A 20769-nucleotide genomic window follows, 5' to 3' on the forward strand; every position below is an offset into this window, starting at 1 on the left:
ATGGCCGAGCAAGCAAAAGAGGAGAAAAAGCTAAGGGAAGGCTACACAACGGGAGCTTGTGCCACAGCTGCAACGAAGGCGGCACTCATCGCATTAATCACCGGGGAAGAACAAACAGAGTCAACCATCTTTCTCCCCGTTGGCCGCTTTGTCACCTTCGCCATTGAGAACAGCCAAGCATCCCCCAACGTAGGGGAAGCCACTGTGATTAAGGATGGCGGTGATGACCCGGATGCCACCCATGAAGCACAAATCATCTCTACCGTCACTTGGTCAAATGAACCAGGAATCGCACTTGATGGAGGGATTGGAGTCGGAAGGGTAACAAAACCTGGTCTGCCCGTTCCAGTTGGTGAAGCAGCCATCAATCCGGTCCCTCGAAAAATGATCCTCGGTGTTGCCGAGGAAGTGTTACAGGCTTACGAAGTGACAAAAGGAATTAAAATCGTTATTTCCGTACCCGCTGGGGAAGAAATTGCAAAAAAAACCTTAAATGGTCGATTAGGTATTCTTGGCGGGATTTCGATTTTAGGAACGAGAGGAATTGTCGTTCCCTTTTCTACATCTGCTTATAAAGCAAGTATCGTCCAAGCGATTAGTGTGGCACGCGCAAGTGGTTGCGAACAAATTGTTATCACGACTGGTGGTCGGAGTGAAAAGTACGCAATGAAGCAGTATCCCGAGTTACCAGAAGAAGCATTCGTTGAAATGGGAGACTTCGTCGGATTTTCGTTAAAACAATGCAAAAAGCAAGGGGCAAAAAAGGTTTCGATGGTTGGAATGATGGGCAAGTTTTCCAAAGTGGCTCAAGGAGTTATGATGGTTCACTCGAAAAGTGCTCCCATCGATTTCGGGTTTCTTGCTAAAGTGGCGGAACAAGCCGGCGCACACGAAGAACTTGTGAGTGAAATCAAGGGTGCTAATACAGCTTCACAGGTCGGGGACATGATGTCAGAATCGGGTTATCATCAATTTTTCGACTTACTTTGTAGCTCATGCTGTGAGGAAGCATTAAAGGAAGTGAATGGTAATTTGGAAGTAGATACGACCATTTATACATTAAAAGGAGACTTATTAGGAAAGGCGGTGCGACAAGGATGAAACCTATTAAAATGATTGGAATTGGTGATGACGGGAAGAAAAGTCTTCTGCCTAAATACGAAGAGTGGATTTATGAAAGTGAGCTATTAGTTGGGGGAAATCGACAGTTGGCTTATTTTCCTGACTATCAAGGTGAAACACTTCCCATTGAAGGCGGCCTTTCACGCTTAGTGGAAAGATTACAGACCGAAACAAAGAAGGTAGTCATTTTAGCATCTGGAGATCCCTTATTTTTTGGAATTGGAAGCTATCTTTCTAGCAAGCTCGATTTAAAAATTTATCCTTATTTGAGCTCGATTCAATTAGCCTTTGCAAAAATGGGAGAACGCTGGCAGGATGCTCATTTGGAGAGTGTCCATGGGAGAACAATGAAAGGCTTGGCACAACGGATTGATGGAAAATCAAAGGTTGCAATTCTAACGGATGCGGAAAATTCCCCAAATAAGATCGCCGAATATCTCCTGTCTTTTGGAATGACCGAATACGAGGTATTTGTTGGAGAAAATTTAGGAGGGGAAGATGAAAGAGTCGGTTGGTATCAACTCCAAGATGTAAGAAATGTGGAGTTTTCCCCTTTAAATGTGGTGATATTGAAAAAAATGAACATGGGACCATCATGGTCCATTGGAATTGATGATCAAGAATTTATACAAAGAAAGCCGGATAAAGGTCTGATTACAAAAAAAGAAGTCCGGGTGTTAAGTGTTAGTGCTCTACAGCTAAAAACAGATAGTATTGTGTGGGACATTGGGACCTGTACCGGATCGGTTGCCATTGAAGCAGGTAGAATCGCTCGTGAAGGTCAAATTTTTGCCATTGAAAAAAATGAAGCGGACTTAGAAAACTGCAGACAAAATTTAGCGAAATTTCGTGTCGATGCGACGGTCGTACATGGAAAAGCTCCTGATCAATTGGATCAGTTTCCCTCACCAGATGCCGTCTTTATAGGGGGAACAGCAGGTGGGATGGAGGAAATCCTAAGAGTTTGCTGTGAAAGGCTGAATCAAAACGGTCGAATCGTTTTAAACGCAGTAACAATTGAAAACTTAGCCGAAGCCATGGCTGCTTTTAAAAAGAATGGTTTCACTACAGAAGTCACACTAGCGCAAATTTCAAGAAGCAAGCCTATTTTACAGCTAACACGCTTCGATGCGTTAAATCCCATTTATATCATTACTGCCAAAAGAGAGGAAGAACAAACATGCTAGGAACATTGTACGGATTAGGAGTTGGCCCAGGAGATCCCGAGCTAATTACGGTAAAAGCCTTTCGTCGTTTAAAAGAGTCCCCAGTTATTGCATACCCGAAAAAACAAAGAGGAAGCAAAAGCTACGCACATAAGATCATTGATGTCTATTTTCAACCAGATGAAAAAGAAATGCTTGGGCTTGTATTCCCAATGACCAAGGATCCAGAAATTTTAGATAAAAAGTGGTCGGAAACAGTTGAACTAGTATGGGAAAAGGTTCAGGAAGGAAAGGATGTTGCCTTCGTAACAGAGGGGGATCCCCTTCTATATAGTACGTTCATCCATATGATGCGTCTCATGCAGGAGCGACACCCAGAAGTACCGATTGAAGTGGTACCAGGTATTTCATCGTTTAACGGTGCTGCATCCCGACTAGGAATTGCCTTAGCTGATGGTAATGACCATATTGCCATTGTTCCCGCAAGAGATGACTATGAAACCATGAAAAAAGTGATTCAAGAAAATGACTGTGTCATATTTATCAAAGTCGCAAAGGTCATCGATGTCATGTTACACGTACTTCGCGATTTGGATCTATTACATAGAGCTTCTGTTGTTACGAAAGTTACGTCTGATGAGGAAATTATTTGGAACGCAGCCGAGCTTGATGGTGCTGAGCTTGAATACTTAACGTTAATGGTGGTGAGAAAATGAAGTTGTACATTATTGGTGCCGGACCAGGAGATCCCGATTTAATTACAGTGAAGGGATTAAAGCTCTTACAAGAGGCCGATGTGGTTTTATATGCGGATTCGCTTGTGAACGAAGAGTTAATTAATAAATCAAAACCAACAGCTGAAGTAATGAAAACAGCAGGAATGCATCTTGATGAAATGGTAGACATCATGGTCGACCGAATTCGTTCTGGACATAAGGTGGTTCGTGTTCATACAGGTGATCCTGCTGTATACGGGGCAATTATGGAGCAAATGACGCTTTTAAAGAAAGCTGGCATTGAAGTAGAGATTGTTCCTGGAGTTAGCTCCGTGTTTGCCGCGGCAGCTGCTGCCCAGGCAGAACTAACCATTCCTGATTTAACACAAACAGTGATTTTAACTAGAGCAGAAGGGAGAACGCCAGTTCCAGAGTTTGAAAAGCTTCGTGATCTTGCCAGTCATCATAGCACGATCGCTCTTTTCTTAAGTGCTACGTTAACAAAAAAAGTGATGAAGGAATTTATCGATGCAGGCTGGAGAAAGGATACCCCAGTCATTGTTGTCTACAAAGCCTCGTGGCCGGATGAACAAATTGTCCGAACGACGGTTGAACATTTGGATGATGATATGCGTAAAAACGGGATTCGTAAACAGGCGATGATCCTTGCAGGATGGGCATTAGACGAAAAAATACATGATAAAAACTACCGCTCAAAGCTGTATGATCAAAGCTTTACTCATGGGTTTAGACGTGGGGTGAAGCCGTGATGATATCTTTAAAAGAAGGAGAATTTGCTTCTATCCATCAAACCGGAGATTACGCGATTGTCGCTATTACGAAGCACGGAGTCGAGATTGCTAGAAAGCTAGTACCTTCTCTACAAAACTCCGATTTGTATTATATGAGTAAATTTGAAAAGGGAGACGAACAGGACCGAGGAATACAGATGTTTTCCGGAAGCGTTCGTCTTCTATTTCCTTCTTTATTTCAGGCGTATAAAGGTTTGATCATCATTGTCTCCTTAGGGGCAGTGGTTCGAATGATTGCTCCACTTTTAGTAGATAAAAAGGTTGACCCTGCCGTAGTCGTAATAGATGATAAAGCAGAGCACGTGATTAGTGTTTTATCCGGGCATATAGGCGGAGCAAATGAGCTAACAAAGGAAGTAGCTGCAATTTTAGATGCTCGTCCGGTGATTACCACTGCCTCTGATGTACAAAAAACCATTCCTGTTGATTTGTTCGGAAAACGATTTGGTTGGGTGTGGGAATCTGCAGAGAAGCTAACACCTGTAAGCGCATCGGTGGTGAACGAGGAATCAGTCGCCGTAGTCCAGGAATCAGGAGAAAAGGGCTGGTGGACGTATGATCGGCCACTCCCAGAAAAAATCAAGGTGTTTTCTAGTATCTCAGAAGCATTAGGTACCAAGCCTCAGGCAGCACTTGTAATTACGCATCGATTACTAGATAAAGAGGATCAAGCTATCTTGGATAATGGTGTACTGTACCGCCCCAAGGTCATTGCTTTAGGTATTGGCTGTAATCGTGGGACGTCAAAGGAAGAAATCGAGTCAGTGATTCAAGAAACATTGGCTGAGCTTCGTTATTCTATAAAAAGTGTGAAGGCGATTTGCTCGATTGATTTGAAAAAAGACGAGCAAGGGTTAATAGAGATCACTGATCAATACGGGTGGGAATTCGTTACCTATTCTCCTGAACAGCTTAATAACGTACCTATCGCCAGTCCGTCAGATACGGTTTATAAGTTTACAGGAGCGTACGGAGTGAGTGAACCCGCTTGCTTGCTTTACTCTGGAGCATCGAAACCCATACTTGAGAAGAAAAAATCAGGAAATGTCACCATTTCTGTTGCACTAATTCACTACTAATAGAAAGGAGGACATAACATGTCAAAAAGGAGATTAGTCATTGCTGGAACAGGGAGTGGTGTCGGGAAAACGACATTAACCATCGGACTGATGTCAGCTTTTAAGAAAAAAGGGTTAGTTGTTCAAGGATTTAAATGTGGACCTGATTACATCGATCCGACCTATCATACAGCTGTAACCGGAAGGCCCTCTAGAAATTTGGATAGCTGGATGCTCAACCACGAGCTTGTAAAAGAGATCGCTGTTCGAGGCAGCAAAGGAGCCGATATCTCGATTATCGAGGGAGTTATGGGGTTTTATGATGGGAAAAGCCCTACTTCAAATGATGGCACGACGGCAGAGATTAGTGTGATTACAAAAAGTCCTGTTGTTCTGGTTGTTAATTGTGCGAGCATGGCCCGTAGCGCTGCTGCCATCGTAAAAGGGTTCCAAGCTTTTAGTGATGACGTGAATATCGTAGCTGTCATTGCGAACCGAGTGGGAAGCGTTGGACATTACAAATTAGTCAAAGCAGCAGTCGAACAAGAGTGCGGGATTCCTGTGATTGGTTACTTAAAAAGGGAGGATGAATTAACTATTCCCGAAAGACATCTTGGATTAATTCCTTCCATCGAACGAGGAGAGCTAGAACCATTTTTTCAAAAGCTAGGAGATTTTGTGCTTGAAACGATTGATGTTGACAAGCTTTACGAACTAGCATTAGCTCCTGAGCTTGTGCTTCAAGAAGAACAGCTTGGAAGAACTAAGGCCAAAGATATACGAATTGCTATTGCAAGAGATGCTGCTTTCAATTTTTATTACCAGGAAAACTTGGAATTGCTTGAATCGTATGGAGCAGAATTAGTGGAGTTTTCTCCGTTGAAGGGAGAATCACTCCCAGAACAGATAGATGGTCTATACCTCGGAGGAGGATTCCCTGAAGAGTTCGCACAAGAGTTAACCGAGTTGGAAGAGGTCAAGTATTCTATTAAACACGCGATAGAAAACGGCCTGCCAACTTTGGCCGAATGTGGAGGTTTTATGTATTTAACAGATGCGATTGAAACCACAGAAGGGGAAAGTTTTCCGATGGTTGGCTTGATTCCTGGGGTCGTTAAAATGCACAAAAATCTAGCTGCACTTGGTTATAGGGAAATCACCGGAGAAGAAGGGAACTTTCTGTTTCAAGGAGATCTAGGAGCAAAGGGGCACGAGTTTCACTACTCTACTTTTCATCCGACCTCAAAGCTACCTCCAGCTTATCAAACCAAAGGCATGCGTGGAATGAAAAAGGAAGGTTTCCTAACAAGAAATCTAGTTGCCGGCTATACGCATTTGCATTTCGGCTCCTGCACGGAATTAGTAGAAAACTGGATATCGCAGTGTAGAGGGCATAAGGGATCTTGGGCTAAGCAATAAATATAGAGGACGAAGAAGCCAAATACAGAATTAGTGCCCATGAAATCCAGATAACACGAAAATATCCAAACAAAACGAAAACTCATCACAAAAGGAGGGTACAAATTGTCTCAACATGGATTAACTCTCATCTATACCGGAAACGGAAAGGGCAAAACCACAGCTGCTCTCGGTCTAGCTGTTCGGGCAAAAGGCCGAGGAAAACGTGTCTTAGTTCTTCAATTTATCAAGTCTCCCATCCGAACCTATGGGGAAAAAATCATGTTTGACCAAATAGGAATAGAGATGCAGCAACTCGGTATTGGCTTTACATGGACGAAAACGCCAGAAGAGCATCGGGAGGCGTTGAGAAAAGCTTGGGAAATCACAAAGGAAAAGGTTTACAGCGAGGAATACGATGTCGTGATTCTAGACGAGCTCAATAACGCACTTGCTATCGAAAAGTTTCCGATTGGGGATGTTCTTCCAGTTGAAGAAGTTATCCAACTGATCAAACATCGTCCTGAAGCTATGCACCTCGTAATTACAGGCCGCTCGGCTCGACAGGAAATTTTGGAGCTAGCCGATCTTGTTACCGAGATGAAAGAGGTCAAACATTATTATGAGGAAGGCATTCCAGCAGTAAAAGGAATCGAATTTTAATCAATAAGCTAACTAGTAGGAAGTGGAATTCAGCTTCTATACCAGTTAGCTTTTAATATGTCCTTTAAGAGTTTGACTTTTTCTTGCCCCAAAGAGTCAGCGATTTCTTTTTCAATTTCTTCTTTAATCTCTGTCATTTCTTTGCAACTTTCTAAGCCTTTACTCGTTAATCGCAACAATTTTTCACGCAAATTATCTTCAGATGTTTCTGCTACAATCAGTCTTTTTTCAATTAAGCCCTTTGCACATTTATGGGCGGCTTGTCTGGAAATATTCATTTTTCTAGCTGTTTCGGCAATGGTTAATTCCTGGTGTAGTTCTAGCCTTGTCATTAAGTAGTACTCTTGTGGGGTGACATCTTCATTTCCATTTTGGATCCAGCGCTGACGGACCTCTCCTCTAAGCTCGGCGTGTTTATCACTGACTAAATCAATTAATCCGAACAAATTCAATTCACTCATTTTATTCTCCTATGGTATGTTATTCCTTCCATTGTAACATTTTTTTAAAAATACCGCGCTACCAAAACCGTCAACACAGTTGACAATAACGCGAATATCAAGTTAAAATAAACCGTCAACTAAGTTTACGTTTGGAAAAGGAGAGGAAAAGAGTGGGGAAAAATAAACAGGAACAACTGGTGTTCACAACCCTTACTTGCGCTTGTATGGTATTAGGGATGAGCATCTACAATGTATTATTATTAAAAGGATTTACTTCTACTGTATGGATTGATGTAATCATTGGATTTATTCCAGCATTTATAGTTGGATTATTATTAGATATTTTTGTAGTAGGAAAACTATCAAAATCCGTAGTAACCAAAGTCGTTAAACAGGGAGATCCATTAATTAAAAAGATTCTATTTATGTCATTTTTTATGGTAACCGGCATGGTTTTGTTAATGTCTCTGTATGGGGCCATCATGAATGTTGGAGTTAGCACCGAGCTTCCAAGCGCGTATGTGAAAGGGGTAGGTTTCAATTTTATTGCAGCCTTGCCACTACAGCTTATTATTGTCGGTCCAGCTGTTCGCTTGATTTTTACAAAGATCTATCCTACAGAACAATCACTTTCACCTGCACAGAGGTAAACCAAAAAGGGGCGGAAAGCAATTTTCCGCCCTATAATATCTATTAATATCCAACCTCAACAGCTGCCACAACTATGTACATTAAATCATTTTTATCTTCTTTATCAGGAAGAACGATTCCACTTGTCGTTAACATTCCACCGTCTTGAACCTGTACAGTCACCTCTCCATATGGAAGGACGGCCTTCACCGCTTCAATATCTAGTAGCTCTTTGTCACCAGGAACCGCCAATTTGACATTCACCTTCATATTCTCCAACTTATTCTCCGGAAGAACCGTGCGAATGCCAGGCATTGAGTTAAAGTGAATTGCATTTTGTACCGCGCGAATTGCTGCCTTCGTCACGTTTTGCCCGTGAACATCAATCCCCATTCCTGTTTCAATAAACATAATTTGATCCATAAATTTCCCTGCCTTTATTATTTTTTCACTCTAAGGATAACGCAAATCAATCGTTTTACCAACTATAAGGGTTATTCTTGCCATCATAAAATAGAATAAATTGGTTAATTTAATAAAATAAAGCAGTTTAGAGTGTGAATGAAGACCTAATTCGCAGTAACGGCAACACCATCCAATTCAGAGTCCAAATGACAGTCTGATTCAGACAGCAACGGCAGCTCCAAGTAATTCAGAGTCCAAATGACGGTCTGATTTGGACAGCAACAACATCGCAAACTAATTCACAGTCCAAATGAGAGCCTGATTCGGAAAGCGACGGCTTCACCAACTAATTCAGAGTCCGAATGAGAGCCTGATTCGGAAAGCGACGGCTTCACCAACTAATTCAGAGTCCGAATGACGGTCTGATTTGGACAGCAACAACAACACAATCCAATTCAGAGTCCAAATGGGAGCCTGATTCAGACAGCGACGGCTTCACCAACTAATTTCGAGTCCAAATGACAGCCTGATTCGGACAGTAGCAGCAACGCAAACCCATTCACAGTCCAAATGAGAGCCTGATTCACACAGCAACTGCATTACCAACCAATTCACAGTCTGAATGACGCATTCATTCCCATACCAAACACGAGCACCACCTTCATCAATCCAAATAACCAAAACGAGTTGATCACATGAAAAAAAGCATTCTTTTATTAATCATCGTCGCCATAACAAATTTAACTACTTGCAGCTCTTATGCTGAAAATAACGATGACATTCAAACCATTCCAACGAAAAAGTCAGCCTATAACGGAGTGCATCTTCAAGCAAATATCGTCTACGCCAAGACGGAGGTCAAACCCTTACATATGCACGTCCTGATATCAAAACAAAAATCAAAACCTCGTCCGCTAATCGTGTTTATAAAGGGAGGGGGCTGGGGATTCCATCATCCTCAAAAGACCTTCGAGTTCATCCCCCAATTAGTGATGTTCGCCCAAGATGGCTATGTGGTGGCAAGCATCGAGCATCGAACCAGTCATGAAGGAAAATTCCCGACCCAGCTATACGATATAAAAAACGCCGTACGTTACTTACGCGCGCATGCAGCCCAATACAATATTAACCCCAATCGAATCGGTGTTTGGGGCAACTCCTCCGGTGGCCACCTAGCTGCTTTACTAGGGACCACAGGAGAAGTCCGTGAACTAGAAGGCGATGGTGAATACTTGAACGAGTCAAGCTCCGTGCAAGCCGTAGTCGATTGGTATGGACCGACAGATATGTTACAGATGAGTAAATATCCCGCTGATGTTGATTTTGACTCACCGCACTCACCAGAATCAGTCCTCATTGGCGGACCTCTTCAAGAAAACAAGGAAAAAGTGAAACGCGCCAACCCCATCACATATATAACCAAGGATGATCCACCATTTTTAATTATGCATGGTGACAAAGATCGTAGGGTTCCTTACAATCAAAGCGTCCTTTTATTCGAAGCCTTAAGAAAAGCAAATGTAGAAGCAACTATGATTAAAATCAAAGGCGCAGGTCACGGAGGATTTTCACAGCCGGAAATATTAAAGACCGTACAGCAATTTTTTGATAACCATTTAAAAAGGTGAGCCACCAGGTTCACCTTTTCGCATTCTACCTACTTTGTTACATAAATGGTAACAAAATCGTCATATTTATCCTTTTAAATAAGATAGTACAAACTTTCTAGATAAGGAGGGACTTAGATTAGGTGAAGAAGACACATGTATATGAAGTTGATTTTATGCGAACGTTCATCATGCTGGGGGTTTTATCTGTACATACGATGACGATTTTTAATCAACAATTTGATGATTGGACCATTCCCTTTCTGTCCATGTCTGCCTTCCATTCCTCGATGAAAGTGACAAGACTTGCCTTTATGTTCATCACGGGCTTTGTCTTGTTTCTAACGTATTATCATAAGGAACTTCAACTTTTTACCTTTTGGAAAAAAAGATTATCATTGATCGCCATTCCGTATGTCTTTTGGAATATTGTTTATCTATTGTTTCGAGGGACGTACAGCATTGATTTTGACGGATCCATCTCAGCTTTTTTAGTGGAACTTATGAATTCATTGCTACAAGGTGATGAGTTTTATATTTATTTTGTTTTAGTAAGTTTCCAGTTTTATCTCGTGTTTCCGTTTTTACTAGCTTTGCTAAAAAGGTATGAAAAATGGCATTTGCAGCTATTTGTTGGAAGTGTGATTTTTCAGGTACTGTTAACAACCTTTTATAAGCTAGGAATTCCTCATCTTGATACAAGCGATTGGCCCTATTTGCTTTCTCATTACGGTGTATTTGTGTTTTCGTACCAATGTTGGTTTGTGGCAGGGGGAATGGTGGCTTGTCACTATGAAAAAATATGTGCGTTTCTCGAACAACATAAAAAGACGATTCTGTTTCTATTAGTTGCTGGAGTCGTCATTATGTGGGTGTATTACTATTTTAATCGCTTCATTCTTTTGGAAAGTGATAAAAGGGCACAGTCACCACAGCAACCGATCTTCCTTCCATATAGCTTTCTAGTGATTGCCATTCTATTGATTTACGGCAGGAAGTGGGCAAGTGTTCGCAACGAACCAAAATGGGAAAAGTTCACCCAATTTATTATGTTTGCGTCTAGTTGTTCCTTTGGTATGTTTCTCGTCCAACCGTTTCCACTGTTTATGGTTAAGCAAATGGTGCCACTGTTCTCTGAAGCAAAGTGGATGTATGTGTTTGTTCTTCCGTCTTCGATTGTGTTTGTATATGCTACATCCATGATCCTTTCGTACATGTTGAACAAAACCCCCATCGTATCTTATGTGGTTGGTAAAAAGTCCAAACTTCCACGTGGGCCAAAAATGGTGAAGGCACGGGAACAACTGTAAGAATTTAGATAGGAGTGGAGTCAAATGTCAAAACTAACACAACTAATACAAGAAGCGTTACTACAAAATAGGCCCATTTTACATGAGAAAGAAACCTGGTATACAACGAGAGAATTGCAATGGGAGATGGCAAAAGTTCAAGATTATTTGATCACAGCGGGTGTCTCCAAAGGAGATCGTGTCCTTGTCGGCCTACCAAACTCGTATCAATTTATTTCTATTTTTCTAGGAATCATCGATTACGGTGCGGTCGTTGTACCGATGCATCCCAACATGCCAGAGATTGAATTTCTTTCTTTCATTGAAAGAAGCAAGCCGGTATTTGGATTTATCAAACCAGAGTATACAAACTTTTTATTAAAAGAAGAGGTGAAGAGGATTCCACTCGACTCCTTTTGCCGTGTGGACTACGACGTTTACACCTTCTTTGATTTTAAAGATTTACCTCAACCACACCAGCGTGAATCCAATACAGAAGAAAATTCCATTGCGATCCTTTTATATACATCAGGAACGACGGGCGTTCCAAAAGCAGTTGGATTAACTCATAGACAAATTCTGGAGACGGCCAAAAATATTATCATGTCTCATGCGCTTCAACCAACAGATACAACCTACTGCTTTTTGCCATTATTTCATATTAATGCCCAAGTGGTAGCCGTTCTTTCGACCATTTTATCACATGGAAAAATCGTTCTTGAAGAGAAGTTCAGTGCAACAAAGTTTTGGAAGGTCATCTCTGAGTTTCAGATCACATGGGTATCAGCCGTACCTGCGATAATAGGGATTTTACTAGAAAAACCAAAGCCGAAAGAAATTCCCACTCATTTTCGATTTATCCGTTCCGCCTCAGCACAGCTACCAATGATTCATGCGAAACGATTTGAACAACGATTTGGTATTCCTTTAATTCAATCGTATGGAATGACAGAAGCGGCGAGTCAGATATGCGTAAATCCACTTCCACCAAAAAAGAGAGTACTAGGATCTGTTGGTCGGCCAGTTGGGCTAGAGCTTCAAATTTTCGACTCTAACGGAAGAAAAGTGCCTGCTAATAAAGTAGGGGAAATAACCATTCGTGGAAAAAATGTCATCACAGCGTATGCGGAAGCTCTGAACCAAGATGATTTTCGAGAAGGCTGGTTTCATACCGGCGATCTCGGCTACGTAGACCAGGAGGGGTATGTATTTATCGTTGGTCGAATCAAAGAAATGATCAATCGCGGAGGGGAAAAAATCAGTCCATACGAGGTGGAGGACGTAATACGTCAACTTCCTATGATTAAAGAAGCGGCTGTGATCGGGATCCCGCACCATCTCTATGGGGAAGAAATCGTTGCCTATATACGTCAAAATCAACACGATCACAATGATGAGTTGGAACAGTTGGTCATGGATCATTGTAAAAGAAACCTAACAAGCTTCAAGTGTCCAGCAAAAGTTGTCATCGTTAAAGATCTCCCTCACGGACCAACAGGAAAAGTGCAAAGAAGTAGATTAAAAGAAATAAGCGTGGAATATTTTCAAAATCTCCAGCATTCAAGTATGAGATAAAATATAGATAGGTTGTGTATCAAATTGAAAAGGAATAAAAAGTATCTGATGATCCTTAGTAGTTTACTTCTGCTATGTTTCGTGACGATCGGTTGCAACAATCAATCGAGTAATGAAACAGATGAGGAAAAGGTAGTTAGAATTGGTTATCAAAAAAATGGACCTTTGTTTATTGTAAAGTCACGTGGAACCTTAGAAGAAAGCTTAAAAGAGTTAGGATTTACGGTCGAATGGAAGGAATTTCAGGATGGACCTTCTCTTTTAGAAGCCTTAAATGCAGGAAGCATTGATTTTGGTCGAACCGGGAACACACCGCCGATCTTCTCACAGGCAGCGGGTTCTCAACTAACATATGTTGCTGCAGGGTTTTCGAAGTATGAAGGCAGTGGAATTCTTATAAAAAATGATTCAACGATCACGTCGCTCGCTGAATTAAAAGGGAAAAAGATCGCTTTTTCAAAAGGCTCTAGTTCCCACTATTTACTCGTCAAAGCCTTAGCATCTGTTGGTCTTTCTCTCAATGATATTGAACCTGCCTATTTAACTCCTGGAAATGCTCGGATTGCATTTGAGCAAGATCAGGTGGACGCATGGGTTGTGTGGGATCCTTATACATCTTCTACTGAAGTAAATGCCAATGCCAAACTACTGGTCAATGGGGAAGGGTTAACCTCTGATCGAGACTTTTTTGTTTCTACCGAAGACTTCGCTACTAACGAAGAAGAAGCACTTACCGCCGTTCTTAATGAAGTGGATGCTTCTATGGACTGGGCGAATAGTCATCATGAGGAGCTCATTGAGTTACTTGCAACAGAGCTAAAAATGGATGAAGCTTCTGTTACCTTAGCGGTTGAACGACGCGTGTATGGGGTAGAGGACATCAATGATGAAATTTTGAAAGAACAACAAGAAATGGCTGACTTGTTTTACACATTAGAGATTATTCCTAATGAAATAGATGTCAACGAAGCAGTCAAGCAATAAGAATGGAGGGAAAGGGAATGTTCAATCGTATATGGAGGGAAAAGCTGATTCCTTGGATGATTCCTATGTTCATCCTTGGGTTATGGCAGATTCTTAGTATGAACGGGATGATTCCGGCTACCATTCTACCTTCACCAATAGCGGTGATCCAATCTGGAGCGGAGCTTACTGCATCAGGTGAATTAATCAACCACATTACTATAAGTCTAGGTCGTGCCTTAACTGGTTTTCTGATCGGAGGGTTATTAGGTTTTCTTTTCGGTTTATTTAATGGATTATTTAAACCTTTGGATTTACTATTGGATACTTCGATTCAAATGCTTAGAAATATTCCGCATTTAGCGTTACTTCCACTCGTTATCCTTTGGTTTGGAATTGATGAAGTGTCTAAAGTGTTTCTCGTCGCTTTAGGAGTTCTTTTTCCAATCTATATCAATACGTACCACGGAATCAAAGGGGTTGATAAAGGACTTATTGAAATGGGAAGAGCCTATGGTTTGAAAGGATATTCGCTATTCTTTCAGGTCATTTTACCAGGTGCGTTATCTTCCATTTTGGTAGGTATTCGATACGCTTTAGGGGTGATGTGGACGACACTTATTGTGGCCGAGACTATCGCCGCTAATTCTGGAATTGGTTATATGGCCATGAACGCGAGAGAATTTATGCAGATGGATGTGATTGTGTTAAGCATTCTCATCTATTCCTTACTTGGAAAACTCTCTGATTGGATTGCAAAACTCTTTGAAAAAAAATGGCTGATGTGGAAGCAATTATCGTAACAGAAGGAGGATGATATCGTATGGACTTTAACCCAATATTACATGTGGATCATGTTCGGAAATCGTATAGCAACACCCCGGTATTAAAAGGCATTGACCTGTCTATTTTTCAAGGAGAATTTATTTCGATCGTTGGGAAAAGTGGCTGCGGAAAAAGTACACTGCTTCGTATAATTGCTGGTCTAGAAAAAATAAATGAGGGTCATGTAAAAGTGAATGGTGAAAGATTAACAACCATTAACGATGATGCAAGAATGATGTTCCAAGATGGAAGATTGCTGCCGTGGAAAACCATTCTCCAAAATGTCGGTTTGGGCTTAAAGGGTGATTGGAAGCCGAAAGCTACCTATGTATTAAATAGTGTTGGTTTAAAGAATCGCGTAGACCATTATCCATCTTCCTTATCAGGGGGGCAAAAGCAACGAGTAGCACTAGCTCGGGCGCTTGTCCATGAACCAAAGCTGTTACTGTTAGATGAGCCACTTGGAGCTCTTGACGCGTTAACTCGAATGGAAATGCAAAACCTGATTGAGTCCGTATGGAAAGAGAATCGACTCACTGCGATTTTAGTCACGCATGATGTGGAAGAAGCCGTTCTTCTATCGGACCGAGTGATTGTGATTGGTGAAGGGGAAGTAGTGTTGAACAAAAATATTGATTTGCCAAGACCTAGAAGTCGATCCAACCCAACCTTTCACCACTATACCGAAGAAATTCTTGATGTGATAATGGAAGAAAGTTGCGTCAAGAAAAGTGGGTATAAAATTGTTTAATGATTCTTTCATCATTTGTTCATAAATTGGTAATAATATCTGGACATCCTACCTTCTGTAGTACAAAACATAAAATGAAGGAGGAAAGAAATGGTGAATAAAATCAGTGGATTATTTGTGGTTGCTCTAGTTTTTGGATTGCTTGTTTCTGTTCATACACTTGCAGCAACAGAGGAAAAGGTGGAAGTGGAATCGAAGGAAGCACATGCTCATAAGGGACATTTCCACCATAGTCCAGAGTTTCTTGAGAAAAAAGCGAAAGAGTTAGGGATTTCAACTGAGGGTAAGAAATCCGAAACGATAGCGAAAGAAGTTCGTGAAGCCATGATCAAAAAGAAGGCGGAAGAACTCGGAATTAAAACAGAGGGAAAGAACTTTGACACCCTAGCTAAAGAAGTAAAAGAAACCTTTATTAAAAAACAAGCAGACGAGCTTGGTATCAAAACGGATGGAAAAGATATTGACACGTTAGCAAAAGAAGTCCGAGAAACCCTCATTAAATCAAGGGCAAAGGAACTTGGCATTTCTACTGAGGGGAAAGAACTCAAAGAACTAGCCAAAGAAGTTCGTGAAGCCAGTATCAAGAAAGAAGCAAAAGAATTGGGAATATCTACAGATAACAAGGATTTCCGTCAGCTAGCACATGAAGTACGTGAAGCAAAAATTCTTCAAGCGGCAAAGAAATTAGGGCTTTCTACCGAAAATAAAACGATGGAAGAACTTTTTGATGAAATGATGACCAATCATGAAGAGGAAGCAAAAAAGTTAAAGCTGTTTCCTTGAACTCATATGTGACTATTCGATTTAGAGTAGTCACATTTTTTATGTTTCAAATAGTGGTACCAACATATACATTTCGTATAAACTAAAAAAAAGATGGTGACCCCGTATCTTTATTTCTCCATTCTTCGTTTAAAGGATAGAGAGTGCTGAAGGAGTGATGGTTGTGCATAGTAAAGTTAGGAAAAAGAAGACGGATGTTCAGGAACACCCTAGTCTTACACATGCGGAAGAAATCGAGGAACTTTATTCAAAGCTTCAACGATATTGTCAGTTCATTTCCCAAAATAAATGGGATGGAGAGGATTTGGCTCAGGAATCGTTCCTCAAGGCTTGGCTTCATTATAAGTATCAGCCGGAGATTTCTGCCGCGCTTGTGAATAAGATTGCTCATAATGAATGGATCGACACCATAAGAAAGCGCAACAAAGAAACAGTTGAAGATATTCCTGAACAATCCCAAAACGAGACAGAACAAATTGTTAACCGCTTTGAAGCGATTCAAAAACTGATTTATCAATTAACACCGAAACAAGCAATTATGTTTGCCTTAAAAGAAGGCTTTCAATTTCAACTTTCGGAAATAGCAGAGCTTTTGGATACTTCTGAAGCGGCTGTAAAGGCGGCCATCTTCCGGGCAAAACAGAGGATTGGAAAAAAAGAACACAATCCGTTCATTGAACAGTATTGGAATGAGGAAGAACGTCAACAAATCGAGATCCTTCTTCATGATTCTTTCAAGTCTCAAAATCCGTCGATACTGATTCGTTCCATTCCGAACATTCGCTCGTTACGAAAAGATGATTCCCTAACTTGCAGTATGAAAAAACCATCACCTCTCTTCAATCATCCTTCATGCACTGTCTGTATGGCTGCATAATTTTATGCAAGTGAAACGAAGGAGGAAACAAATATGAGTTTAATTCCTTATGTAATTGAACAATCGAATCGCGGAGAACGTTCGTACGATATTTACTCTAGACTATTAAAGGATCGAATTATTATGATCGGTGAGGAGATTAATGATGCTGTAGCTAATAACGTAGTAGCACAGTTATTATTTTTAGCAGCCGATCAACCCGAGAAAGACATTTCTATCTATATTAATAGTCCTGGTGGTTCCACTTCGGCGGGGTTCGCGATATATGATACGATGCAATACATTAAACCAGATGTAAGGACGATCTGTACAGGGATGGCTGCTTCCTTTGGGGCGATGCTCTTACTCGCTGGAACAAAAGGAAAGAGGATGGCACTCCCGAATAGTGAGATTATGATTCATCAGCCTCTTGGGGGAGCGAGGGGGCAAGCAACAGAAATCGAAATCTCAGCCAAACGGATTATCAAACTTCGTGAACATATCAATCAGATTATTTCCGACCGAACAGGCCAGCCTGTGGTGAAGGTAGCGAGGGATACAGACCGAGATTATTTTATGAGCGCAGAAGAAGCGAAGGAATATGGGATTATTGACGAAATTATTAAGTAGTAAAAAGAGGAGTAGCTTCTTTTAAGGCTACTCCTTTTATGAAACTAGCTTTAACCCAATTACAGACCCTAAAACCATAGCGATAAAAAGCATACGTTTCCAATCGTTCGATTCACCATAAAACATAATCCCGATAATAGCACTACCTGCAGTCCCAATTCCTGTCCAAATCGCATACGCTGTTCCCATCGGTATCGTTTCCATCGCAAATGAGAGAAGAAAGAAACTCACTCCAAATCCAAGAACTACGAAAGCTAGTGAATACCAATTTCGTTTTATATTGAATTGATTGATCAAACTCACACCAACTATTTCGAACAAACCTGCTAAAATTAGGGCAAACCATGCCATTAGTTTTCCTCTCCTTCCAGAACTTTTTCTCCCGTGACGATCTTAAGACCAATGATTCCTATCAATAAAATCAGAATCAGCAGCATTTTTTCTATTTTAAAAATGTCTCCAAAAAACAAGATATCTGCCAATACCGTACCGACCGTTCCTAATCCGACAAAGACTGCATACACCGTTCCAACAGGCAGGGCGCGGCTCGCGCGAAGCATCACATAGAAACTGATAGCAATCGAAATAACTGTTCCTAACCAACTCCAGACATTATCGGCATGCTTTAACCCAATCACCCAAAACACCTCAAAAAAAGCAGCAATAAACACCATGATCCAATGCTTATTCATGAGAAATCCCTCCAAAATTTATTATTCCCACAAAACAAAAAAGCCGAGAGCTACTGAAAAATCAGTTACCTCCCGGGCTTTTATCCCTCCGTGACACAGCCGAAAAAACTGTGAGTTTCCTCTCGGTCCAGTCCAACAAGCTGTTACGGAACCCTAGAAAACATTTTCCATATATAACAAAATATATTATACACATATATGAAATTTATGCAAATAGATTACATATTTTATAGTTTTATTAATAAGTATGATAGTAAGAACAAATTTACTACCACTTTTGTCGAAATATGATATAATTCTCGAGGGATAAATAAAAAGAGGTTCTAGCTACCCTCTCTAAAAAACTAAGGAAAACAGTACTGCTTTCTTAGTAGTGCTGTTTTTTCTGTTAAAAAGGAGCATGCAAATTGAAAAACGATAAAGCCATTGTTGTGTTTAGCGGCGGACAGGATAGCACGACTTGTTTATTTTGGGCACTTAAAAACTTTAAAGAAGTCGAAGCGGTAACGTTTGACTATAACCAACGTCATAGCTTAGAAATACAATGTGCAAAAAATATAGCCAATGAATTAGGTGTCAGACACCATATTTTAGATATGTCATTACTCAATCAATTAGCACCAAATGCGTTAACTCGCTCAGATATCGAAGTAAAAGAAGGAGAAGAAGGAGAACTTCCATCTACTTTTGTTCCAGGAAGAAACCTCTTATTCCTAACATTTGCTGGTGTTTTAGCACGTCAAGTGGGTGCGAAGCATTTAGTAACAGGTGTTTGTGAAACAGATTTTAGCGGGTACCCAGATTGCCGTGACATTTTTATTAAATCATTAAATGTTACCTTAAATCTTTCCATGGATGATCAATTTGTGATCCATACCCCGCTTATGTGGTTAAATAAGGCCGAAACCTGGGCATTAGCGGATGAGTTAGGTAAGCTTGATTACGTTCGTGAAAATACATTAACTTGCTACAATGGTGTCATCTCTGATGGCTGTGGAGAATGCCCCGCTTGTGTGTTACGTAAAAGAGGCCTTGATGATTTTTATAACGGGAGGTTTTAACACATGTACGGATTTCGCATCGTAGAGAATCTTCAAAAAATAGATCAAGACATCAAACGAAACGAACTAAAATATCATACCAAACGTGTGCTTGTGAGTAAGGAATTTACGTTTGATGCGGCACACCACCTACACTGTTATGAAGGAAAATGTAAAAACCTTCACGGCCATACGTATAAAGTGATCTTTGGAATTAGCGGCTTTGTTGATGACAGAGGTTTAATGATGGACTTTGGTGACATTAAAGACATTTGGAAAAATGAAATTGAAATTTTTCTTGATCATAGATATTTAAACGAAACACTACCTCCGATGAATACAACGGCGGAAAACATGGTTGTCTGGATTTATGAAAAAATGCAAGAAGCTGTTTCAACAGAAGAACGTCAAAATCTGTATCATGGGGCAAGAGTGGAATTTGTTAAACTCTATGAAACTCCTACAAGCTATGCCGAAGCAAGAAGGGAGTGGATGGAGGAATGAGTAAAATTCCTGTGTTAGAAATTTTTGGTCCAACGATTCAAGGAGAAGGCATGGTCATCGGGCAAAAAACGATGTTTGTCCGCACAGCTGGCTGTGATTATTCGTGCAGCTGGTGTGACTCAGCCTTCACATGGGATGGAAGTGCAAAAGACGATATTCGCATGATGACAGCAGAAGAAATTTGGCACGAGCTTAAAGAAATCGGCGGAGACAATTTTTCATTTGTAACGATCTCTGGTGGAAACCCCGCCCTTTTGAAAAATTTAGATGGATTTATTGGCCAACTTAAAGAAAATCAAATCAAGATCGGGATTGAAACACAAGGCAGCCGTTGGCAGGATTGGTTTTTACAAATTGACGAACTTACTCTATCTCCTAAGCCGCCAAGCTCTGGCATGGAGACGAATTTCGAGGTGTTGGACAGCATTTTCGTCAACTTGCAAGCAGGAGAATTTGCGAATCAAGTGAGTGTAAAAGTAGTTATTTTTGATGATCTTGATTTAGAGTATGCGAAAATGGTTCATAAAAGATACGCTACTATTCCTTTTTACTTACAAGTAGGAAATGACGACCTCACCAATACAAACAACGATGAGCTTGTGAAAAAGCTTTTACAAAAATACGAGTGGCTAGTAGATTGTGCTGTTGCTGATCCCGAACTCAACGATGTAAAAGTTTTGCCACAATTACATGCGTTTTTATGGGGAAATAGGCGCGGAGTATAAGATAAAATAGAAGCATTCACCTTTTTGGTGGATGTTTTTTATTTTAAACCTCGAATATTTCGGAAATGAAAACAATTCCATTTTATGTTATTATATAAAGATATAAATCTTGCAAA

General features: G+C 40.7%; 23 protein-coding genes, 1 pseudogene and 2 riboswitches. Of the genes and pseudogenes, 20 read left to right on the plus strand and 4 right to left on the minus strand.

Features of this window, described 5'->3' with window-relative positions:
* From ACQ5H4_RS06765 to cobO, 7 genes are all read left to right on the plus strand, one after another.
* Window positions 1-1101, plus strand: coding sequence for a cobalt-precorrin-5B (C(1))-methyltransferase (locus tag ACQ5H4_RS06765; RefSeq protein ID WP_430774198.1), 1101 nt, complete (start codon window positions 1-3; stop codon window positions 1099-1101).
* The gene (gene cbiE / locus ACQ5H4_RS06770) at window positions 1098-2309 is read left to right on the plus strand and encodes a precorrin-6y C5,15-methyltransferase (decarboxylating) subunit CbiE (RefSeq protein WP_430774199.1); all 1212 of its coding nucleotides are present in this window, start codon (window positions 1098-1100) and stop codon (window positions 2307-2309) included. The genes ACQ5H4_RS06765 and cbiE overlap by 4 nt, the downstream gene beginning before the upstream one ends.
* Window positions 2303-3004 carry a precorrin-2 C(20)-methyltransferase gene (cobI, locus tag ACQ5H4_RS06775; RefSeq protein ID WP_430774200.1) on the plus strand — a complete coding sequence of 234 codons (702 nt, stop codon included), beginning with the start codon at window positions 2303-2305 and terminating at the stop codon, window positions 3002-3004. Before cbiE ends, cobI begins: the two co-directional genes overlap by 7 nt.
* Entirely contained in the window at window positions 3001-3774 is a 774-nt protein-coding gene (gene cobM / locus ACQ5H4_RS06780) for a precorrin-4 C(11)-methyltransferase (RefSeq protein ID WP_430774201.1), read from the plus strand. The genes cobI and cobM overlap by 4 nt, the downstream gene beginning before the upstream one ends.
* A complete protein-coding gene (locus ACQ5H4_RS06785; RefSeq protein ID WP_430774202.1) occupies window positions 3774-4895 on the plus strand; it encodes a cobalt-precorrin 5A hydrolase in 1122 nt (373 codons plus the stop codon). The genes cobM and ACQ5H4_RS06785 overlap by 1 nt, the downstream gene beginning before the upstream one ends.
* 18 nt (window positions 4896-4913) lie before the next feature.
* On the plus strand, window positions 4914-6293 hold the full coding sequence (locus ACQ5H4_RS06790; protein WP_430774203.1) for a cobyrinic acid a,c-diamide synthase CobB: 1380 nt from the start codon (window positions 4914-4916) through the stop codon (window positions 6291-6293).
* Window positions 6294-6398: 105 nt separating this feature from the next.
* Window positions 6399-6935, plus strand: a complete 537-nt coding sequence (gene cobO, locus ACQ5H4_RS06795) for a cob(I)yrinic acid a,c-diamide adenosyltransferase (protein ID WP_430774204.1) — start codon at window positions 6399-6401, stop codon at window positions 6933-6935.
* Between the two features lie 29 nt (window positions 6936-6964).
* On the opposite strand, the gene ACQ5H4_RS06800 is transcribed toward cobO, so the two are convergent.
* The gene (locus ACQ5H4_RS06800) at window positions 6965-7396 is read right to left on the minus strand and encodes a MarR family transcriptional regulator (protein WP_430774205.1); all 432 of its coding nucleotides are present in this window, start codon (window positions 7394-7396) and stop codon (window positions 6965-6967) included.
* Between the two features lie 152 nt (window positions 7397-7548).
* Here ACQ5H4_RS06800 and ACQ5H4_RS06805 point away from each other — a divergent pair, with 152 nt between their 5' ends.
* Window positions 7549-8028, plus strand: a complete 480-nt coding sequence (locus tag ACQ5H4_RS06805; protein ID WP_430774206.1) for a DUF2798 domain-containing protein — start codon at window positions 7549-7551, stop codon at window positions 8026-8028.
* Between the two features lie 43 nt (window positions 8029-8071).
* Here ACQ5H4_RS06805 and ACQ5H4_RS06810 read toward each other — a convergent pair whose 3' ends face one another.
* Complete coding sequence (locus tag ACQ5H4_RS06810; protein ID WP_066049581.1) at window positions 8072-8431, minus strand: Lin0512 family protein; 360 nt, start codon at window positions 8429-8431, stop codon at window positions 8072-8074.
* A 677-nt stretch (window positions 8432-9108) separates the two neighbouring features.
* On the opposite strand from ACQ5H4_RS06810, the gene ACQ5H4_RS06815 reads away from it, so the two are divergent.
* From ACQ5H4_RS06815 to clpP, 9 genes and pseudogenes are all read left to right on the plus strand, one after another.
* The gene (locus ACQ5H4_RS06815; protein WP_430774207.1) at window positions 9109-10041 is read left to right on the plus strand and encodes a prolyl oligopeptidase family serine peptidase; all 933 of its coding nucleotides are present in this window, start codon (window positions 9109-9111) and stop codon (window positions 10039-10041) included.
* A 122-nt stretch (window positions 10042-10163) separates the two neighbouring features.
* A complete protein-coding gene (locus tag ACQ5H4_RS06820) occupies window positions 10164-11330 on the plus strand; it encodes an acyltransferase (RefSeq protein ID WP_430774208.1) in 1167 nt (388 codons plus the stop codon).
* 24 nt (window positions 11331-11354) lie between these two features.
* The gene (locus tag ACQ5H4_RS06825) at window positions 11355-12884 is read left to right on the plus strand and encodes an AMP-binding protein (RefSeq protein WP_430774209.1); all 1530 of its coding nucleotides are present in this window, start codon (window positions 11355-11357) and stop codon (window positions 12882-12884) included.
* Window positions 12885-12908: 24 nt separating this feature from the next.
* Window positions 12909-13868, plus strand: a complete 960-nt coding sequence (locus ACQ5H4_RS06830) for a sulfonate ABC transporter substrate-binding protein (RefSeq protein WP_430774210.1) — start codon at window positions 12909-12911, stop codon at window positions 13866-13868.
* A gap of 17 nt (window positions 13869-13885) precedes the next feature.
* Window positions 13886-14650: an ABC transporter permease subunit gene (locus ACQ5H4_RS06835; RefSeq protein WP_430774211.1), complete on the plus strand. Its 765-nt coding sequence runs from the start codon at window positions 13886-13888 to the stop codon at window positions 14648-14650.
* A 20-nt stretch (window positions 14651-14670) separates the two neighbouring features.
* Window positions 14671-15423 carry an ABC transporter ATP-binding protein gene (locus tag ACQ5H4_RS06840; RefSeq protein ID WP_430774212.1) on the plus strand — a complete coding sequence of 251 codons (753 nt, stop codon included), beginning with the start codon at window positions 14671-14673 and terminating at the stop codon, window positions 15421-15423.
* Window positions 15424-15513: 90 nt separating this feature from the next.
* Window positions 15514-16206: a hypothetical protein gene (locus ACQ5H4_RS06845; protein ID WP_430774213.1), complete on the plus strand. Its 693-nt coding sequence runs from the start codon at window positions 15514-15516 to the stop codon at window positions 16204-16206.
* A gap of 163 nt (window positions 16207-16369) precedes the next feature.
* Window positions 16370-17083 carry a sigma-70 family RNA polymerase sigma factor gene (locus tag ACQ5H4_RS06850; protein ID WP_430774214.1) on the plus strand — a complete coding sequence of 238 codons (714 nt, stop codon included), beginning with the start codon at window positions 16370-16372 and terminating at the stop codon, window positions 17081-17083.
* Window positions 17084-17107: 24 nt separating this feature from the next.
* Window positions 17108-17692, plus strand: a pseudogene (gene clpP, locus ACQ5H4_RS06855) (ATP-dependent Clp endopeptidase proteolytic subunit ClpP); the annotation flags it as partial.
* A 36-nt stretch (window positions 17693-17728) separates the two neighbouring features.
* On the opposite strand, the gene ACQ5H4_RS06860 reads toward clpP, so the two are convergent.
* Together ACQ5H4_RS06860 and ACQ5H4_RS06865 are read right to left on the minus strand one after the other, a co-directional pair.
* On the minus strand, window positions 17729-18043 hold the full coding sequence (locus tag ACQ5H4_RS06860; RefSeq protein WP_430774215.1) for a DMT family transporter: 315 nt from the start codon (window positions 18041-18043) through the stop codon (window positions 17729-17731).
* Window positions 18043-18384: a DMT family transporter gene (locus tag ACQ5H4_RS06865; RefSeq protein WP_430774216.1), complete on the minus strand. Its 342-nt coding sequence runs from the start codon at window positions 18382-18384 to the stop codon at window positions 18043-18045. The genes ACQ5H4_RS06860 and ACQ5H4_RS06865 overlap by 1 nt, the downstream gene beginning before the upstream one ends.
* A gap of 67 nt (window positions 18385-18451) precedes the next feature.
* A riboswitch (guanidine-I (ykkC/yxkD leader) is annotated at window positions 18452-18552 on the minus strand.
* A gap of 143 nt (window positions 18553-18695) precedes the next feature.
* A riboswitch (PreQ1 riboswitch) is annotated at window positions 18696-18738 on the plus strand.
* Between the two features lie 53 nt (window positions 18739-18791).
* On the opposite strand from ACQ5H4_RS06865, the gene queC reads away from it, so the two are divergent.
* Genes queC through queE form a run of 3 tightly spaced genes read left to right on the plus strand, consistent with a single transcriptional unit; the run spans window position 18792 to window position 20653 of the window.
* On the plus strand, window positions 18792-19445 hold the full coding sequence (gene queC, locus ACQ5H4_RS06870; protein ID WP_160546090.1) for a 7-cyano-7-deazaguanine synthase QueC: 654 nt from the start codon (window positions 18792-18794) through the stop codon (window positions 19443-19445).
* A gap of 3 nt (window positions 19446-19448) precedes the next feature.
* Window positions 19449-19928, plus strand: a complete 480-nt coding sequence (queD, locus tag ACQ5H4_RS06875; RefSeq protein ID WP_391560580.1) for a 6-carboxytetrahydropterin synthase QueD — start codon at window positions 19449-19451, stop codon at window positions 19926-19928.
* Window positions 19925-20653: a 7-carboxy-7-deazaguanine synthase QueE gene (gene queE / locus ACQ5H4_RS06880; protein WP_430774217.1), complete on the plus strand. Its 729-nt coding sequence runs from the start codon at window positions 19925-19927 to the stop codon at window positions 20651-20653. Before queD ends, queE begins: the two co-directional genes overlap by 4 nt.
* Window positions 20654-20769: the final 116 nt, after the last annotated feature.

The organism is Bacillus coreaensis (genome assembly GCF_050586445.1).
Classification (GTDB): Bacteria; Bacillota; Bacilli; order Bacillales; family Cytobacillaceae; genus Robertmurraya_A; species Robertmurraya_A coreaensis.

Coding starts and splice junctions, on each gene's coding strand:
- ACQ5H4_RS06865 (WP_430774216.1), bottom strand. CDS start 18,384: ATGAATAAGCATTGGATCATGGTGTTTATTGCTGCTTTTTTTGAGGTG.
- queD (WP_391560580.1), top strand. CDS start 19,449: ATGTACGGATTTCGCATCGTAGAGAATCTTCAAAAAATAGATCAAGAC.
- ACQ5H4_RS06800 (WP_430774205.1), bottom strand. CDS start 7,396: ATGAGTGAATTGAATTTGTTCGGATTAATTGATTTAGTCAGTGATAAA.
- ACQ5H4_RS06765 (WP_430774198.1), top strand. CDS start 1: ATGGCCGAGCAAGCAAAAGAGGAGAAAAAGCTAAGGGAAGGCTACACA.
- cobI (WP_430774200.1), top strand. CDS start 2,303: ATGCTAGGAACATTGTACGGATTAGGAGTTGGCCCAGGAGATCCCGAG.
- ACQ5H4_RS06815 (WP_430774207.1), top strand. CDS start 9,109: ATGAAAAAAAGCATTCTTTTATTAATCATCGTCGCCATAACAAATTTA.
- ACQ5H4_RS06845 (WP_430774213.1), top strand. CDS start 15,514: ATGGTGAATAAAATCAGTGGATTATTTGTGGTTGCTCTAGTTTTTGGA.
- ACQ5H4_RS06840 (WP_430774212.1), top strand. CDS start 14,671: ATGGACTTTAACCCAATATTACATGTGGATCATGTTCGGAAATCGTAT.
- ACQ5H4_RS06785 (WP_430774202.1), top strand. CDS start 3,774: ATGATATCTTTAAAAGAAGGAGAATTTGCTTCTATCCATCAAACCGGA.
- cobM (WP_430774201.1), top strand. CDS start 3,001: ATGAAGTTGTACATTATTGGTGCCGGACCAGGAGATCCCGATTTAATT.
- ACQ5H4_RS06790 (WP_430774203.1), top strand. CDS start 4,914: ATGTCAAAAAGGAGATTAGTCATTGCTGGAACAGGGAGTGGTGTCGGG.
- ACQ5H4_RS06825 (WP_430774209.1), top strand. CDS start 11,355: ATGTCAAAACTAACACAACTAATACAAGAAGCGTTACTACAAAATAGG.
- ACQ5H4_RS06860 (WP_430774215.1), bottom strand. CDS start 18,043: ATGGCATGGTTTGCCCTAATTTTAGCAGGTTTGTTCGAAATAGTTGGT.
- ACQ5H4_RS06810 (WP_066049581.1), bottom strand. CDS start 8,431: ATGGATCAAATTATGTTTATTGAAACAGGAATGGGGATTGATGTTCAC.
- ACQ5H4_RS06835 (WP_430774211.1), top strand. CDS start 13,886: ATGTTCAATCGTATATGGAGGGAAAAGCTGATTCCTTGGATGATTCCT.
- cbiE (WP_430774199.1), top strand. CDS start 1,098: ATGAAACCTATTAAAATGATTGGAATTGGTGATGACGGGAAGAAAAGT.
- queE (WP_430774217.1), top strand. CDS start 19,925: ATGAGTAAAATTCCTGTGTTAGAAATTTTTGGTCCAACGATTCAAGGA.